This window comes from Paenibacillus illinoisensis NBRC 15959 (assembly GCF_004000925.1).
GTDB lineage: Bacteria > Bacillota > Bacilli > Paenibacillales > Paenibacillaceae > Paenibacillus > Paenibacillus illinoisensis.
Genome location: NZ_BIME01000004.1, coordinates 510,624 through 528,326, shown reverse-complemented (window position 1 = coordinate 528,326; position 17,703 = coordinate 510,624). Strand labels below are relative to the sequence as shown.

The 17,703-nt window shown below is 46.9% G+C and carries 18 protein-coding genes; all 18 read right to left on the bottom strand.

The window, feature by feature from the left end; all coding sequences use genetic code 11:
• On the bottom strand, positions 1-1,509 hold a 1,509-nt coding region (locus PIL01S_RS13825), incomplete at its 3' end, for a collagen-like repeat preface domain-containing protein (protein ID WP_127537970.1).
• A 199-nt stretch (positions 1,510-1,708) separates the two neighbouring features.
• Positions 1,709-3,193, bottom strand: a complete 1,485-nt coding sequence (locus PIL01S_RS13820; protein ID WP_281280794.1) for an ATP-binding protein — start codon at positions 3,191-3,193, stop codon at positions 1,709-1,711.
• The gene (locus tag PIL01S_RS13815; RefSeq protein WP_017687664.1) at positions 3,162-3,878 is read right to left on the bottom strand and encodes a response regulator transcription factor; all 717 of its coding nucleotides are present in this window, start codon (positions 3,876-3,878) and stop codon (positions 3,162-3,164) included. Before PIL01S_RS13815 ends, PIL01S_RS13820 begins: the two co-directional genes overlap by 32 nt.
• Before the next feature lie 142 nt (positions 3,879-4,020).
• Entirely contained in the window at positions 4,021-5,283 is a 1,263-nt protein-coding gene (gene ccsA / locus PIL01S_RS13810) for a cytochrome c biogenesis protein CcsA (RefSeq protein ID WP_127537969.1), read from the bottom strand.
• Positions 5,280-6,953 carry a cytochrome c biogenesis protein ResB gene (resB, locus tag PIL01S_RS13805; protein WP_127537968.1) on the bottom strand — a complete coding sequence of 558 codons (1,674 nt, stop codon included), beginning with the start codon at positions 6,951-6,953 and terminating at the stop codon, positions 5,280-5,282. Before resB ends, ccsA begins: the two co-directional genes overlap by 4 nt.
• Before the next feature lie 14 nt (positions 6,954-6,967).
• A complete protein-coding gene (locus PIL01S_RS13800) occupies positions 6,968-7,495 on the bottom strand; it encodes a redoxin domain-containing protein (protein WP_095290532.1) in 528 nt (175 codons plus the stop codon).
• Between the two features lie 132 nt (positions 7,496-7,627).
• Positions 7,628-8,377 carry a pseudouridine synthase gene (locus tag PIL01S_RS13795; protein ID WP_095290531.1) on the bottom strand — a complete coding sequence of 250 codons (750 nt, stop codon included), beginning with the start codon at positions 8,375-8,377 and terminating at the stop codon, positions 7,628-7,630.
• Positions 8,378-8,607: 230 nt separating this feature from the next.
• The gene (locus tag PIL01S_RS13790) at positions 8,608-9,426 is read right to left on the bottom strand and encodes a S1 family peptidase (RefSeq protein ID WP_127537967.1); all 819 of its coding nucleotides are present in this window, start codon (positions 9,424-9,426) and stop codon (positions 8,608-8,610) included.
• 66 nt (positions 9,427-9,492) lie between these two features.
• The gene (locus PIL01S_RS13785; RefSeq protein WP_095290528.1) at positions 9,493-10,026 is read right to left on the bottom strand and encodes a spore maturation protein; all 534 of its coding nucleotides are present in this window, start codon (positions 10,024-10,026) and stop codon (positions 9,493-9,495) included.
• Positions 10,027-10,033: 7 nt separating this feature from the next.
• Positions 10,034-10,639 (bottom strand): nucleoside recognition domain-containing protein, encoded by a 606-nt coding sequence (locus PIL01S_RS13780; RefSeq protein ID WP_371859959.1) that lies wholly within the window; start codon positions 10,637-10,639, stop codon positions 10,034-10,036.
• 95 nt (positions 10,640-10,734) lie between these two features.
• The gene (locus tag PIL01S_RS13775; protein ID WP_127537966.1) at positions 10,735-11,919 is read right to left on the bottom strand and encodes a D-alanyl-D-alanine carboxypeptidase family protein; all 1,185 of its coding nucleotides are present in this window, start codon (positions 11,917-11,919) and stop codon (positions 10,735-10,737) included.
• A gap of 131 nt (positions 11,920-12,050) precedes the next feature.
• Positions 12,051-12,542 (bottom strand): GerW family sporulation protein, encoded by a 492-nt coding sequence (gene ytfJ, locus PIL01S_RS13770; RefSeq protein ID WP_127537965.1) that lies wholly within the window; start codon positions 12,540-12,542, stop codon positions 12,051-12,053.
• Between the two features lie 185 nt (positions 12,543-12,727).
• The gene (locus PIL01S_RS13765) at positions 12,728-13,447 is read right to left on the bottom strand and encodes a DUF2953 domain-containing protein (protein WP_127537964.1); all 720 of its coding nucleotides are present in this window, start codon (positions 13,445-13,447) and stop codon (positions 12,728-12,730) included.
• A gap of 193 nt (positions 13,448-13,640) precedes the next feature.
• Complete coding sequence (gene scpB, locus PIL01S_RS13760; RefSeq protein ID WP_246058240.1) at positions 13,641-14,306, bottom strand: SMC-Scp complex subunit ScpB; 666 nt, start codon at positions 14,304-14,306, stop codon at positions 13,641-13,643.
• Positions 14,275-15,075, bottom strand: coding sequence for a segregation and condensation protein A (locus tag PIL01S_RS13755; RefSeq protein ID WP_095290518.1), 801 nt, complete (start codon positions 15,073-15,075; stop codon positions 14,275-14,277). The genes scpB and PIL01S_RS13755 overlap by 32 nt, the downstream gene beginning before the upstream one ends.
• A 102-nt stretch (positions 15,076-15,177) precedes the next feature.
• Entirely contained in the window at positions 15,178-15,645 is a 468-nt protein-coding gene (gene ribH, locus PIL01S_RS13750) for a 6,7-dimethyl-8-ribityllumazine synthase (protein WP_095290516.1), read from the bottom strand.
• Positions 15,646-15,731: 86 nt separating this feature from the next.
• The gene (locus tag PIL01S_RS13745; RefSeq protein WP_127537963.1) at positions 15,732-16,970 is read right to left on the bottom strand and encodes a bifunctional 3,4-dihydroxy-2-butanone-4-phosphate synthase/GTP cyclohydrolase II; all 1,239 of its coding nucleotides are present in this window, start codon (positions 16,968-16,970) and stop codon (positions 15,732-15,734) included.
• 39 nt (positions 16,971-17,009) lie between these two features.
• Entirely contained in the window at positions 17,010-17,678 is a 669-nt protein-coding gene (ribE, locus tag PIL01S_RS13740; RefSeq protein WP_095290513.1) for a riboflavin synthase, read from the bottom strand.
• Positions 17,679-17,703 lie beyond the last annotated feature (25 nt).

The following is a 17,703-nucleotide window of genomic DNA, read 5'->3' as shown; positions in this document are numbered from 1 at the left end:
AGTCGATCCGGTTGGACCTGTAGCTCCAGGACTCCCTGTGCTTCCTGTTATGCTTACCCCTGTTGCTCCGGTAACGCCTGTCACCCCTGCTCCTGCCAACAACGTGTAGTCTGGAGACGTTCCGGGTGTTCCGGTTGGTGATGCTGTATTGGCTATATACGTGCTACCGTTAAAAGTAACAATTTGACCTGCTGGATATGTTGGTGCCACTGCCGGATCAAATGGCAAAATCCCAGTTAAACCTATTCCTGTTGCTCCCGTTGGACCCGCTGAACCAGTAGGTCCGACACCCGCAAGCAACGTATAATCCGGAGAGGTATTTGGCGTTCCAGTCGGAGATGCCACATTGGTAATATAAGTACTGCCGTTGAACGTAACCACCTGACCTGATGGATATGTCGGAGCCGCAGCAGGGTCAAATGGCACCGATCCTTCCAAACCTACGCCTGTTGCTCCAGTCGAGCCAGTTACTCCTGCACTCGCTAGTAATGTGTAATCCCCTGAAGTTCCTGGAGTCCCCGTTGGAGAAGCCACATTCGTAATATATGTTCCACCTGCATAGGTAACAATTTGCCCGGAAGCGTACGACGGAGCAAGCGCAGGATCAAAAGGAACGATGCCTGTTAAACCTGCACCTGTTGCTCCCGTAGCACCAGTTGTTCCACCCGATAACAATAATGTAAAATCTGGCGAACTTCCAGGGATACCCGTTGGGCTATTTACATTAGCTACATATAAATTCCCATCATAACTGACAACTTGGCCTTGAGAATAACTTGGACCTTGTGTTGGATCATATGGCGTTACATTATTAAACCCTGCTCCCGTTGGTCCTACTGGACCCTGAGCACCTTGTGGTCCAGCGGGACCAATCGGACCTACTGGACCTGCTGGGCCTACTGGACCTGCTGGGCCTACTGGGCCTACTGGACCCGCTAAGCCCGCCTCTCCAGGAGGCCCTGCCGGCCCCTGTACTCCAGGCACACCGGGCACTCCGGGCACTCCGGGCACCCCCGGTGGACCAGCAGGTCCGGTTATCCCGGACGAACCAATTCCTATGGTTGAACGGCTAAGTGCTATAGACGTATTCCGAATCAATCCTACAAGCTTATCTTTCTCTGGCGGGGGTACCTCAAGCAACAAAGTCACACTCAACAGATCATCAAGCAGATTCTGTAAGTTGCCAGACAAGTTGACTAACGCAACAGGTACGACCTCTGAAGCTGCAATGGTTAATTCCAATACAGCTTGAAGCTCGGCTTTTACGCCAGCACGGAAACCTGACTCGTTAACAAAAGTAAGTACATTCCGTAATCCTGACTGCAGCGCAAGTATGTTAGCAGATGTAGGCTGACTAACTGCAGCGGGGATGGTGATTGCCAACGATTGAAGTAACGTTTCAAATTGCTCCTGCTCACCTGTTGTTATAGGAATGAAGGGCGATCCCGCCCTGAACGATCTACCTTCCAAAAAAGCTTTGATATTTACCCGTTTACGCCTATCGGACATGCGTTATCCAATCCTCCTTTGACTACCTTGTTTTTCAAGCTTATGTCACGTTGGAGGGAAAATTATCTTGGACAATATAATTGTTTCGTTAATTTAACAACTTTTATATGTTCCACGTTGAACAAGATTAAACGGTACACTTCAACAAAAAAACACCCTCCTCAGGAGGGTGTTTCCACAATTTTCGTATGAAATCCGGCTATTTCGGGGAATTCACCGGAAATTGTAATATAAACTCTGTACCTTCGCCAAGCGTGCTGTTCACATGAATGATACCATGATGCGCATCAACGATATTTTTCACGATCGCCAGACCCAGCCCAGTACCCACACTTTCTCCACGAACCCGAGCCTTATCCGCTTTGTAGAATCTTTCAAAGATAAATGGCAGATCGGAAGTAGGAATACCCGCACCCTCATCCTTAATCGACACTTTAGCCATGGATGTTCGATGATCTCCAGCCAATGTGGCCGCAATAATGACATTTTTGTCGGGAGGTGTATGACGAAATGCATTATCAAGCAGATTGGTAAATACCTGCTCAAGACGATCCTCATCAGCCTGCTGAAGCATAATGCTTGACTGACTACATTCAAAATGAAGCCGGATATCCTGTTCTTTGGAGCGTACAGAGAATTTCCGATACACCCGTTCCAGAAGTTCCACCAAATCGACTTCCTTCATCGCCATATCCGTATGCCCCGCTTCCATCCGGGCCAGATCCAGCAGATCCTTGACCAGTCTGCCCATCCGTAGGGATTCATCATGAATGACCTGAATCAATTCTTCACTTTCCTCGGGAGAAGCTGCCATGCCATCCAGAAGAGCTTCACTGTAACCTTGCATCATGGATAACGGCGTTCGTATTTCATGAGACACGTTGGCAACGAAATCACGACGCATTTTCTCCAAACGAACCTCTTCAGTCACATCACGCAGAACGGCAACCGCACCTCGAACAACACTATCTGCATATAGAGGTGTCATCTGAACAGACCACACTCCCTGCTGAACATGCACATTCGAGCTCTGATCGCCGCCATGCTCCATAACCAGTTTGAACAAAGGAATCAGTGGTTCGGGAACTTCCCGTGAAGACACATCCCCATTGTTTACTTCCTGCCCCTCTTCGTCCTGTGCCCAATCCAGGTCACACCAAGCCTGCATGATCTTTTCCCCTGGAGGATTCGTCAGAATAACCTTACCTTCACCATCAAAAGTAACAACGGCATCCGTCATGCTACGAAGCACACTTGCCAAATGCTCCTTTTCATGATTCAGGTTCCGAATGTTGTCCTCCAGTTGAGCCGCCATGTGATTGAATGTGTTAGCCAGTTCACCAATCTCGTCGCTAGTCACGAGAGAGAGCCTAGTCCCATAATTTCCTTTGCGAATTGCATTGGCTGCCTGAATCAGCTGCTGCATCGGCTGAGTGATCTTCGTGAACAAAAAGAGGGCGAAGAATGTCGTTAAACTGAACCCGATGATACAGACATACGTGAACAGGCGCTTGATGTCTCTGGACTCCGATTCCGCAAAGTTCGTATCGATATACGGTAGCAAAAAAAGACCCAGCGCGATGAGCACACAGCCCACGAGACATATAATCGTAATCCATAACTTCCCGACCAGTGATCTCCAGAAATTGAAACTATTTCGGTACTTCCAGTTTATAACCCACACCCCAAACTGTCGTAATCATAGCCGCCGATTCAGGCGACACCTTGTTCAGCTTTTCACGAAGACGCTTGACGTGTGTATCCACGGTGCGGAGATCACCGAAAAACTCATAATTCCAAACATCCTTGAGCAATTCCTCTCTGGAGAACACTTTGTCCGGAGAGGTCGCCAGGTAATGTAATAACTCATACTCTTTTGGTGTAAGACTTATCTCTTCCCCACCTGCAGTTACCCGATGAGCGTCATGCTCAATAACCAGATGAGGGAATACGATATTGTTGCTTGAGTTACTTTCTTTGGACAGATATGCAGTTGCCGAAGAACGACGCAGGATTGCCTTCACCCGATAAATCACTTCACGTGGGCTGAAAGGCTTCACCACATAGTCATCTGCGCCTACTTCAAATCCTTGAACACGGTTAATTTCTTCACCTTTTGCAGTAAGCATTAATACCGGAGTCGATTTCACCTGACGAAGACGAGTGCACACTTCTACACCGTCCATGCCAGGCAGCATAACATCGAGCAAAATCAGGCCATAATCTCCAGCTGTTGCTTTTCGCAGTGCTGTCTCGCCGTCTTCCGCTTCATCAATTTCATATCCTTCTTTTTCAAGATACATTTTCAAAAGTCTGCGGATCCGTTCCTCATCGTCCACGACCAGTATCCGGTTCTCATGTTCTGCCATTCCACTCCAGCCCCTTTGCAATAACTCCAATCACTTCTATTATGTTCGATCTGGCGAACAATATTTGAATGCCCACTTTTGATGCAGGGGCAATGCATGGTTTCATGGATTTTTCTCCAATACTTTAGCGAAACTGCCTATCCTAGTCGGCTCCTGCATAAGAGTGCAGTCCGGCAATGATCAAGTTCACACCTACCAGCGTAAACATGACAACCAGGAATCCGAGCACGGCAAGCCAAGCAGATTTTCGGCCCTGCCACCCTTTGGATAAACGCAAATGCAGGTACACACTATAATAAAGCCATGTAATCAATGCCCACACTTCTTTGGGATCCCAGCCCCAGAAACGGCTCCAGGCAATCTGAGCCCAAATCATGGCAAAAATTAATGCCCCTAATGTAAATATCGGAAAACCGATGGCGATTGCACGATAACTGATTTCATCCAAATCATCAGCATCAATGCCGTCCAGCATTGGTTGCAGAGCTTGTCCGAGCGGTCTTCTTACGATTAATCGTATAATTCCGTAGAGAATCAAACCTACAATCAATGACCAGACTACCGTATTCAATTTGCGTCCGGCGTTAACTCCGTTCATCCAGGATGGCGTCTCAAGTAGCGGTTCCTTCATCCCAAGAAACGGTGTCATACTCTCCACTTCACTCTGATAAGGTGCAAAAATTGGAGGCATGCGATAAATCACTTTCTCTATTGTACTATCTTCCTGTACCTCTGTGTCAATGCTGGCCGTTTTCTGGACAAAAACCGTCTCGTACCCCGTCGCACGAAAGGCAAATACGGTTCCAATAAACCCGATTACAACGACAATCGTAACGAAGGTAAACTCCACCCAGCCCCGCTGGCGTCTGGACGATTTGTCTTTCCCACTGAAATCAACGGTACGAAGCAAATACATGAAGCCTGCTGCAAACCCAACCGCGAAGAAGGCTTCACCCAGGGCAGCAAGCGTTACATGGATTTTAAGCCAAATCGATTGCAGTGCGGGGATTAAAGGCTGTACTTCCTGTGGGAATACGGCGGCGTATGCCATAATAATAATTGTAAGTGGTAATGCAAACAGTCCAAGCAATGATTTTCGATAGATGGCATATACCACAATAAATGCGACCATGATCATCATGGATAAAAAAGTCATGAATTCATACATGTTACTGACAGGGATGTGGCCTGCTCCAGCCCAGCGCGTAAAAAAGAAAACGAAATGCGCTGCGAGTGCAACGATCGAAGCGATAAATGCTCTTTTCCCCCATCTGGCTACATGAGCCTGAGGATCTCGATTACTCCACTTCTTGCCCATAACAGCAATAGCGTATAACAAAAATGCAGCACAATAGAGAAAAAAAGATACAATAAATGCGTCGCTGCTGAAATCCAATAAACTCATCCTTGGTTCCCCCCGTTATCCAACGACTTCTCATCCACTTCAAGATTCATCTGTTTTAACACGGCTGATACTTCACGCCTGAAGCCAAACCAGTTTTTGTTGGTGTGTCCTCCCAGCGTGAGCTGACCATCATCAATTCGGATCCAGATACGACGGTGATGCCAGTAGAAGCCCATGACCAATCCCAACATCACAATTCCGGCTCCAACCCAGACAAATGGCATTGCCTTATCTACACGTATATTCAGATAACTTACGGATTGGATGATATCAACCTTATCCATGCTGTCAACTTCAAGCTGCAGAGGAATTTCTCCCCCTATCAGCTGCTGGTTTATTGAATCCTGGCGAAAACGCTGTTTATCCACCTGTTTTGCGAAATAAAGATATTGAATCCCTTCTTCAGGCAGCTCCGGGCCTTTAATTACAAATAAAAAGGCTGGAGCATTAGGTGAAGGGGACAAGGATTTGGGCTGACCGTTTTCATCAAGTCCAAAATCCATAAACTTGTCTTTTACGGTAAGTGAATATGGACCTACCTCAAAGGAGCGCTCTGTATCGACCATGTCAATCTGGAATGAACCGTACTTCTCCCCCGTTTTGGCATCGACCAAATCAGGAGTTACAGAGCGAATGGTAGGTGTAAGGTCGTAATCGAACTGATAAGCTTTCAACCCATGATAGTTTAATGGATGATTCACCCTTACATCATGCCGGGCAACCTCATTTAATTGAGGCTTCTTGGACAGATCCGAGCAATCGGCGGTGCATTCATACAACACAACTTTGGTTTCGAACAGTTTTGGAACAATTTTGTTCAAATTTCGAAACTGCTCGGGAACTTCCTCTTCACTGTAAAATTCAACATTGAACTGTTCGTTTTTTAAGTACATAGAGGTATTAGGGATTTTCTTAATCTCGCCTTCCGGAAAGGCAACATGCTCGTCCAGATTAAGTCCGGGAAGGCCACGGGCCAACACAGCCAGAAGAAAAATAATTAAACCGATGTGAATAACATAGGGTCCCCACCGGGCGAATCGTTGCTTCTCGGCCAGCAGCGCACCTCCCTCTGTATGCACTCGATATCCTTTCTTTTTAAGCGGCGTAACCGCTTTCGTAATCCATTCTTCTGCCCCCTCTTCAATGGGACCTTGGTATACCAGACGCTGCCTCGTTAGAAACTGCATGTGTTTGCGGATTTTTTGCTTGTTGAGTGCCTTATAGAGCGGAAGCACCCGGTCTAAACTGCATATGACGAGTGAAGCCCCGATCATAACAAGCAATAGGATGAACCACCAGGATTCGTATGTATGGGACAGACCCAACAGGTAATAGATATGGCCCAACTGTCCATAGGTTTCTTTGTAATACACAGATGGATCAATGTTGAGAAACGTACTCTCTTGAGGGTAGATGGTTCCCAACATGGACCCTACAAGGGTAAATACAATCAGATAGACCGCAATCTTCACGGATGAAAAAAAGTTCCACACACGATCAATGATATTCGGGTTGCTGCGCTGCGAACGACGGGCCCTGCCATCATAGCGCATTTCCAGAACTTCTTTCGATTTAGCCTCAGCTTCGAGCAGCGGCTTACCGCATGCTTCACAGAGTACGGTACCGACCGGGTTCTGATGTCCACATTCACATTTGGTATTCTGGAACACGACTAGACCTCCTGTCAGGGCTGCTTCGCCAGTTGTGAAATTTGAGCGTCAAGCGTATCCAAATCAAGTTGACCGATATGAATGGTAGAGATTTTGCCCGTATTCGATACGAAAAAGGTTGTAGGCATCGGCGAGATTCCGAAATCCCGAATCGAAGTTTTGTCCCGGTCGAGCATAATCGGAAAATTGACTCCCACCTGACGAACAAAATTATCCACGGTCATCTGATCTTCTCCAGCATTAATGCCGATAAATTGAACACCCTGATCTTTCCACTTGTCTGCTTGAGCTTGAAGCGCTGGCATCTCTTTCACACAGGGCTCACACCAAGTGCCCCAAAAATTGATCACCATGGCCTTACCTTCATATTCTTCAGACGTATGCACTTGACCATCCAGGCCCAGCAATTCAAAAGAAGGAGCCTTGTCCCCTTCTTTCGGCTTGCCATTCGAGCCGGATACCGATGTGGTGATCGCATATCCGCCCAACACCAGGATCAATAACAAAATGACGATTTGCACCGTTCTTCTTGATTTCCCCATGTGCTGCTCCCCTTTGCAGTGACTGATTCGTAATTGTTCATCGTCTCTCCCAACTGTGAACATCCTATGAACAATTATAGCGAATTTCGTCACAAAACTGCGGCGGTTTTATGAAAATTATGTGTCCTCAGATTACCTTTTTTTCATTTTTTTGGCGGGTTCCGATTTTGCGAGTGTAATCAGGTTATTGACTTCCTCTTTGGTCAAATTACGCGTCAGTCCCCGTTTCAGGTTTTGCAGCAAAATACCACCAAAGGAGATCCGTTTCAAGCGCGTTACCGGGTGGTTAATCGCCTCGAACATACGTCTTACCTGGCGGTTACGACCTTCGTAGATGGTAATGGAAATGACAGCTTCATTGTTAGCTGTGTCCACATCCTTGTACTCCACCTCTGCCGGAGCTGTCATCCCGTCATCCAGCATAATGCCTGTCTTTAATTTCTCCAGGGCAGTACCATGCGGAACGCCTTTGACCGTTGCCAAGTACGTTTTGGGTACATGGTGTTTTGGGTGCGTCAGCAAGTGAGCGAACTCACCATCATTGGTCAAAATGAGCAGACCCTCTGTGTCGTAGTCCAGTCGTCCCACCGGATATACACGTTCTTTGACACCTTTAAGATAGTCGGATACAATTTTCCGTCCTTCCGGGTCAGATGCACTCGTGATCACACCTTTGGGCTTGTTCAACATCAAGTACACTTTCTTTTCACTGCGAATCGGTTTTCCATTAACCGTAATCATATCCTCTTCGGGGTTCGCTTTTGTACCCAGTTCGGTTACGACCTCCCCGTTAACTTCCACTTTGCCGGACAGGATCAGTTCCTCGCTCTTACGGCGAGATGCAATACCTGCCTGTGCGATAATTTTTTGTAATCTTTCCATGTTTGTCATGTCACCTCACACTAATGATACCCATCAAGGCGGGAAATCACAAGGATAATCCAAGGAAAATGTAAACAGGAGGCGATAATGCCCTTTTTCAGCCACGAACTCGTGCATATTTAATTAAAAAAGGCCCATCTTCCCATTTCCTGCACCATGACAGGAACTACGAAGATGAGCATGTTTAGTTTTGTGAATATGTATATTCACTTGGACGTTAACGACAAGGGTTAACTGGTTACCTTGCCTGCGACAGCAATCTGTTTCTTGGCAGGTGATGTGGTTTCTTTGATGAAAGACTGCAATGTTTTCGACGTAATATAATAGGTTTTTCCGCCATATACAAATGTCATCATACCAATGACCCGATTATTCTGATCGAGAACAGGACCCCCGGAATTGCCTTGTGCCATGGCTTTCACAATACTGCCAATTCCCTTTTTGCCCGGCACATCCGAAGCTTGGCTGCTGTATACTCGGCTTTTGGCAATCGTATTATAGGTTGAAGGAAATTCTTCGTCCAGCAGCACCAGATCACCGGCAGGATTTTTCGGAAATCCAATCGTATATACAATCTGGTTATCCCTCGCGCTTGCGAACGTAACCGGCTCTGCAACCATGTCCTTGTCCAGCTTCAGCAAGGCCATATCAGTTACGGGGTCCGTCTTGATAATCTTTGCTTTAATGGGGCGTTCCAAGTGACCTGGACTCGCTACCGTTAACGTACCTTCGTCGCCATCCTTTAGTTCAGCAAACTCCTGAACGACATGGTAGTTGGTCAGAACTTCATCCTTGGAAATCAGTATGGAAGTTCCCACGTCATAGTACACCATATCCGGCTCATCCTGCTTGACCAGACGAACGTTCACCACAGGGAATGAATCTGCAGTAACCGCCATTTGTGCACGCAGTTGTTTGTCAAAGTAACCTGTAAAATGAATCGTATTGACCGCCTGAGCAGCCGCCATGCCTGTCTGTCCAGCAAGCAAAGAAACAGCAATGATGCTTGACATACCTAAGCGGAGCATTTGTTTTATCCTTTTATGCATGCGTCACTCTCCTCCTCCGCTACCATTCTAGCACATCTATTATATCGGAAGGAGAGTCGTTATATTTTAACCAAAAACAATCAAACAAATAGCCAGAGCAGCAATAAATCCGACCAGGTCAGAGAACAATCCGACTTTGAGTGCATATCGGCCATTTCGTATGCCAACGGCTCCAAAATAAACAGTCAATACATATAAGGTTGTATCTGTGCTCCCTTGGATTGTGGAAGCCATACGTCCGATCATGGAATCCGGGCCATATGTTTTGATTAGATCCGTTGTAAAAGCAAGAGAGCCTGTCCCGGTTAACGGACGTAATATGCCGAGTGGCAGTACTTCTCCGGGAACGCCCATCCAGGATACAAGCGGAGCGAACAGACTGATAACATAATCCAGTGCGCCTGAAGCCCGGAAAACACTGATTGCTACCATCATTCCCACCAGATGCGGGATAATGGAGATCGCCGTGGAAAATCCATCTTTTGCTCCATCAACAAAGGATTCATATACCGGAACTTTTTTAGTAAACGCATATAAGGGAACGAACGCGATAATAACCGGAATGGCCCAGACGGAAATCCAGTTGATGAAGGTTAACATGATGGACTCATCCTTTCATGCTGGAATTACCGCTCTTTATAACACGTGGCGGTCTGTTTAAGGTCCTGTTCCTATACCAGCGATCTGCCATAATGGCGGCGAGTGTAGCGATTATTGTTGCCATCAGCGTGGTGCCCACAATCTCTGTTGCATTGGCTGAATGGTAGTTCAAACGAATGGCGATGAGGGTGGTCGGGATAATGGTTATACTTGCCGTATTTAGTGCGAGCAATGTACACATCGCAGGGGAAGCCGTTTGTTTATCGGGATTCAGCTCCTGCAGTTGCTGCATGGCCTTGATTCCCATTGGTGTTGCCGCATTGCCGAGACCAAGCAGATTAGCGCTCATGTTGGACAAAATATAACCCATAGCCGGATGATTCCGGGGCACATCAGGAAACAAAAAGGCTACGACCGGACCCAGCAGTTTGGCTATTTTGCCAAGCAATCCCGCATCTTCTGCCATTTTCATCATCCCCATCCAGAACACAAGCACACTAATTAATCCAAAACATACAGTTACCCCCGTTGCCGCCCCATCAAAAGCAGCCTGGGTAACAACTTCAATATTTCCTTTCGCAGCTGCAAAGCCAAACCCAACAACAATCATCATAAGCCAGATTACGTTAATCAAGACGTTAAAACCTCCTCTGGAAGCACAGTACATCACAGATTCACGTTAAATGAGGTACTCATGCTTCCTGATGATTATGGAGATAACAAGTGACCTAGCACCGCCCGCCATGCAGTTGCCCATGTTGAAACTTCACCGAACTCGCCAAGAGCAGCTTCTGACTTCGGCTCAGGTGGAATGTAGCTGCCTTTGCGATACACCGGGATTGAACCAATAAACTCCCCTTTGAGCTCCAGATCAATGCGCCCAGCGAGGCCGAAGGATGGATCCAGTTGCTCCTCATTCTTTTCGCTTCTGGTCTCTGTTGGACTGGTCGTTAACACCAGCCTTTTGGTTACACCCGACTTCTCATTCTCCGCAAGTGGATAAGCAAATCCACGCCCCGTAATAACATCCGTGTTAGCCACTGGCTGCTCTTTTTGAGCAATCTCCACCAAAGGGAAATTCTCAAATCCAAAATCAAGCATGCGCGCATGATCATTCCAATCATCTCCATCATTTAACGTGACGGCAGCCAGCTGCTGACCATTCCGGGTTGCGGAGCTAACCAGGCACCTAAACGCCTTTTTGGTATATCCGGTTTTCACCCCATCAGCGCCTTCATACAATCGCAGCATTTTATTTTTGTTGTGCCAGGAGTACTCCCAACTCTCATTCGGATTAGGCGCTGACTTATCCTCGGTAGCTACGATTCGTTTAAAAACAGGATTGTGCAGTGCATAAGCGGTTAAACGTGCCAAGTCATTGGCTGTGGAATAATGTCCATCTGCATCAAGACCGTGTGGATTCATAAAATGGGAATGCTTAAGTCCAATCTCCTCTGCCTTTTGGTTCATTAACAGGACGAAGCCTTCTTCTGATCCACCAACATGCTCTGCGATAGCAGAAGCCGCGTCATTCCCTGACCTCAGCATTAAACCGTATAACATGTTTTCCAGTGTCATTTCTTCTCCCAATTTGAGATAAAGGGATGACCCTTCCTTGGCAAAAGCGGTTGAAGATACTTTTACTTTGTCATCAAGTTTCCCTTGTTCAATGGCGACAATGGCTGTCATGATTTTGGTCAAACTGGCAATGCGCAGTTCCTTATCCCCATCCTTGCTGTATAGGATTCTTCCGGAAGTCACATCAATGAGCGCTGCACTCTGCGCATGGGTTGATGGGCCAGGGATCGTTCCTTGAGCTTCAGCCACTTGTATGAAAGGTAGAAGCATCAACGGTACAAGCAAACCAATCATTACTTTCTTAAACATTCGCATCAATTCATTCCTCCGGGTCACTGGAATCTTGTACTAACTTATGTTCGGACAACCTAAAGTATGTCCCATCTTTCCAAACAGCAAAAATCCCTCTCACAAAAATCTGTGATAAGGGATCCAGATAAAACGGCTTAGCTGTAAGTGGTATGATCCGGTGTAACGCGTACGCCAGAGTCATCATTTTGCGAAGTATTACGCTGGAACATCCCCTGTATTCTGTCAAGAACATAAGGTGTAGAATCAATGAGTTTCTCAAACAGATGCGTGGAGTTGTCCAGTGGCACGATGTGTACGCCTTGTTTTCCAACAACAAGGAAGGCAATCGGGCGGATGGATACGCCACCACCACTACCTCCACCGAATGGTGAAGCAACGTTAGCTGAATGAGCACTTTCAGTCTTTGCACCAGGGACCGAGCCCGAGCCGCCTTCTTTGCTCTTTCCATCATTCACATGGAAATCGCTGCCCCCAGCCGCGAATCCAAAACCGACTTTACTGATCGGCAGAATAACCGTGCCGTCTGGTGTTTCTACCGCATCGCCAACAATGGTATTAACATCCACCATGGCCTTGATATTCTCCATTGCGGTTTCCATTAAGCCTTGAATTGGATGATCTGACATTTGAATTCCCTCCAGTTTCAATTTGAACTAGGTTTGATCTAACCATATCATCCCCAAACCTGAACAGACTATGTAAGTCTCAGTGCAGAACAAGCAAGGAAACAGCACCCAACATTCTCGGAGACACTTCACGATTTCAGAACCTATTGCAACCAAAATACAGTAACGAACTGCACTTATCCCAATTAGCCTTGTTGTTCCTTCAATTTTTTCTTGTGTCTGCGCCGTTGTTCCCGTAGTATTTTCAGCCACATCCGCCATCCGCCATCCACTTCTAGAACCCGTGTCATTAGCCTCACTCCAGCGAGCATAACCGCCGTAATACGAATTTTCATTTTGCAGTTCAGTTCCGTTTGAAACTCCATCTCATCTTCCCAAACAGGAACCACTTCAAGCATGGGCGGACGTTTAAATTGAATCTGATACGACAAAAAACCGATGATAATCGACTTGATGCTCCATACCCAGCCCGTAAGAATAGCGGTGTGCGCTGCATCTCCGATACCTATTCGGGTTGACCAGGACAGCTGGGTCATATGTACACGGCTTAGCGTTTGTTGAACCCAAATTTTAAGCGCATCCGTAGCCCTCATCATGATCTTTACTTCTTTTGCCCACTTTTGGACTTTACGTTTGTTGACACGCTCGTGACCCTCGGCTTCTCCGTGCTTATGGTTCACATGTTGTTCGGTCTTTACCAAAAAACCTTCTTTCATATTACGAAAGACGATGCTTGGTATTTCATAGTTAATTCGCACAATACCGTAAAGGAGACGAACATTAATCCGAGCGTAATCATCACTTTTATGTTTACGGAACGTAAAATGCACATGAACATTCGAGATGAGAACAGCGGCAAGCAGCAGTGCGGCGAACAAGCCGATTCCTCCAAGCCAAATCCACACAGGCCTTACCTCCAAGCCCTCAATTCTTTACACGTTTAGTATGACACTCTATATAGGAAATAATTCACGGCTGACCTGAAAATTCCATTCATAGTTGAAATCCCCCACGTTATGCTAAGGGTTCATGGCATGCAAAAAAACCGCCACCTTATCAGGCACCGGTTTATTACTGTTTCCTATGGACAATTCGATCTTACGAGTCCAGATCCTCGTCATGAACCTCATGATTGTTATCCATATTTTCATGATCAAAATCATTCTGATCCGTGCTTCCCAAGTCCACCTGTTGTCCATCCAGCTTGTTGAACAGCAGCTGTGTCTCTTCTTCCAGATTCTCGGAGTCTTCAAACAAGCCCGGTTCCGGGAGATCTTTAAGTGAAGCAAGTCCAAAATAGTCGAGAAACGATTTGGTTGTTCCGTACAATATAGGTCGTCCAATCGCCTCAGCTCGTCCTACTTCTTGAATCAAGTCCTTATTGACCAGTGTATGGATGGCCCGTTCGGATTTCACACCGCGAATCTCTTCGATCTCAACCCGTGTAATGGGCTGACGATAAGCCACAATGGCGAGTGTTTCAAGTGCAGCCTGAGATAACGAGGTCCGTGCAGGAGAATAAGCCAGCTTTTCAAAATATGCAGCATGCTCCGGCAGCGTTCCCAACTGGACCACTCCCGCAATTTTGAGAATTTGAACGCCTCGTCCCTGGTTCATGAAGTCAGCGATCATTTCCTCTACGGCATCTGATACCAGTTCTACCCGCTGATCCACGATCTCAGCAATTTGTTTGATGCTTAGACCTTCCTCTCCGGACAAAAAGAGCAGCCCCTCAATAATCGACTTCAATTTCGGAAAATCCATGATTCCTTGCTTCCCCTCTCCACTCCATAACGATATCCTCAAACATCCGTTCCTGATAACAGACAATCTGTTTCATCTTCATCAGTTCCAGTACGGCCAAAAATGTGACAACAATTTCATGCCGGTAAATCTGATCATCCAGCAGTTTGGAAAATAACAGCCTTCCTCCCGGTCCCATACTCTCCAGTGCTCCAACGACATCACGTATACGATCCTTCACCGAGATCTCATCGCGCTGAATTCGTGTAACCGTTGTACGCTTCTCTGCCTTGCGCAGTGCCTTCTGAAAAGCGGCAATCAGATCCGAAGTATGCAAACCCTCTACCGGATTTGATTGGGTCTCCACAGGCATATACGGCCTCAGGTCCTCAGGCTCTTTGGAGAAAATAAGGCTCCGTTCCCATTCCCGCTCATGCAGATGACGGGCTATTCCTTTGTATTTGCGATATTCTATCAGACGTGCAATCAGCTCCGCACGTGGATCATAATCTTCTTCTTCCATATAATCATAATCCTCAAAGTCCTCAATCACCGGTGGTTTGGGCAGTAAAAGTTTGCTCTTGATGGACAGAAGCGTTGCTGCCATTACCAAAAACTCACTCGTAATATCCAGCTCCAATTCCTGCATCGAATGCAGATACGCCATATATTGATCGGTAATATCGCTGATGGGAATATCCTGGATATGAATTTCTGCCTTATCGATCAGATGAAGCAGCAGATCCAAAGGCCCTTCAAAAGTTTCCAGTTTATATGTAACTACCGTCACTAGACGAATCCTCCCGCCAGAAAAATACAAAACCCCGCTAAGCCGCCGAATCCGGTCTCCCGAATTCGTCTGCGCAGAGCAGGGCACTACATTAAATAAGCACTATTTTAGCTGTTTCGTCAAGTTCGCCATTTCAATTGCAGCCGTGGCAGCATCCCAACCTTTGTTACCAGCCTTCGTACCAGCACGTTCAATCGCCTGTTCAATATTCTCCGTTGTAACCAGACCAAAGATCGTTGGCACGCCGGTTTTGAGGTTAATAGCCGCCACTCCTTTTGCCATTTCGTTGCACACATAATCATAATGTGTCGTTGAGCCACGAATAACCGTTCCCAGTGTAATGACAGCGTCATATTTGCCGCTCTCCGCCATTTTCTGTGCAATCAGCGGGATTTCGAATGCTCCTGGAACCCAGGCTACGTCGACTTCACTGTCCTGCACCCCGTGACGTTTGAACGCATCGAGTGCTCCGCTGAGCAATTTGCTTGTAATAAATTCATTAAAACGTCCTACAACCACTCCATATTTTAAACCTTCCGATACCAAATGTCCTTCAAAAAAGTTCGGCATTTAAGTCATCTCCTCTAATGTATAATGTAATGTAATTAACCGATTTGTGAGCATTTATTTTTCCATAAATTACATGAGCAAAAAAATTAGTTTTTCTCTTCGTTCTGTTCGATATCATCGAACTTCAACATATGCCCCAGCTTCGCCTGCTTGGTATGCAGGTAAAGCGTATTATCCTCGTTCTCTTCCATCTGGATGGGAACACGCTCCACCACTTCAAGCCCATAACCTTCAAGGCCTTTGATTTTGCGGGGATTATTCGTTAACAGACGAATTTGGCGAACGCCGAGATCCTTCAGAATCTGTGCACCAATACCATAATCACGCAGATCAGCGGCAAACCCCAGTTTCAGGTTGGCATCTACAGTGTCCAGACCTTCCTCCTGCAGCTTATAGGCTTTGAGTTTGTTAATCAGCCCGATGCCCCGGCCTTCCTGTCTCATATAGAGCAGAACGCCATTGCCTTCATCATGAATCTGTTTGAGTGCTGCATCGAATTGCGGTCCGCAGTCACAGCGATGGGAGTGGAATACGTCTCCTGTAAGACATTCGGAGTGAACACGAACCAATACGGGCTTGGAAGAGTCAATTTCACCTTTGACCAATGCTACATGCTCTTTGTTGTCCACTGCATTCGTATAGGCCACTGCTTGAAACTCGCCAAAATCCGTTGGCATGCGGACAGCCACTTCACGTTGAACCAGCTGTTCCTTTTCATTACGGTAACGGATCATGTCCTGAATACTAATCAGTTTCAGGTCATGCTTGCGGGCAATCTCCTGCAGATCAGGCAGTCTCGCCATCGTGCCATCTTCCTTGATGACCTCACAGATCACACCAGCCGGATAGGAACCGCACATGATCGCCAGATCAACAGCAGCTTCCGTGTGCCCGGCGCGGCGGAGCACTCCTCCGTCTTTGGCAATGAGCGGGAACATATGCCCCGGCTTGCGGAAATCACTGCTTTTGGCTTCCGGATCAATTAGACCCTTCACCGTAATGGATCGTTCATGTGCAGATATGCCTGTTGTTGTATCCTTGTGATCCACGGAAACTGTAAATGCCGTTCCATGGAAGTCCGTATTTTGCTGAACCATCGGTTTCAGATTGAGCTCATCCGCACGCTGCTGCGTAATGGGAACACAGACCAGGCCTCTGCCCTCGGTAATCATGAAGTTGATGACTTCAGGTGTAGCCTTCTCTGCCAGCGCGATAAAGTCCCCTTCATTCTCCCGATCCTCATCATCCACAACAATGACGGGTTTGCCGCGCATCAAATCGTATATCGCTTCCTCTATGGGATCTAGTATGGATTGATCTGACATAATTTCCCCTCCAGTCTCTCTTTATAATGGTTATGTTCCTTATGCAAAGCCATGGTTGGCCAAAAACTCTTCACTGATGCTTTTCGGTTTGCCAGCACCCGTTTCGGGATGCCCTTTGCCGTAATGGAGCAGATGGTCCACATATTTCCCCAAAATGTCACATTCAATGTTGATGGTATCCCCCGGCTTTTTCACCTGAAGCACCGTTTCTCCAATGGTATGGGGAATAATCGATACGGTAAACGAGGCTTCTGTTGTCTTCACCACGGTGAGACTAATGCCATCGAGGGTTACCGAGCCCTTTGGAATCAAATATTTGAACAGTTCGTGGTCGTCAGGTTTGATCTCAAAAACAACCGCATTCTGATCACGTGTGATCCCGCCAATGACTCCCGTACCATCCACGTGTCCTTGTACAATGTGGCCACCAAAACGCCCACCCGACTGCATCGCCCGTTCCAGGTTCACTTTACTGCCTGATTGCAGCTGACTCAGATTGGTATGACGGTAGGTTTCAGGCATGACATCTGCGGTAAATCCTCCGCTTTCCAGCGTCGTTGCCGTAAGACATACTCCGTTTACAGATACACTGTCACCAATCTTCAGATCGTCCATGATGGCGGAAGCTCCGATATTCAGGACCAATGCTTCGCCTTTTCGACCGATACGCCGAATCTGACCGACCTCTTCCACCAAACCGGTAAACATGCTGCCGCCTCCTTATGCTTATATC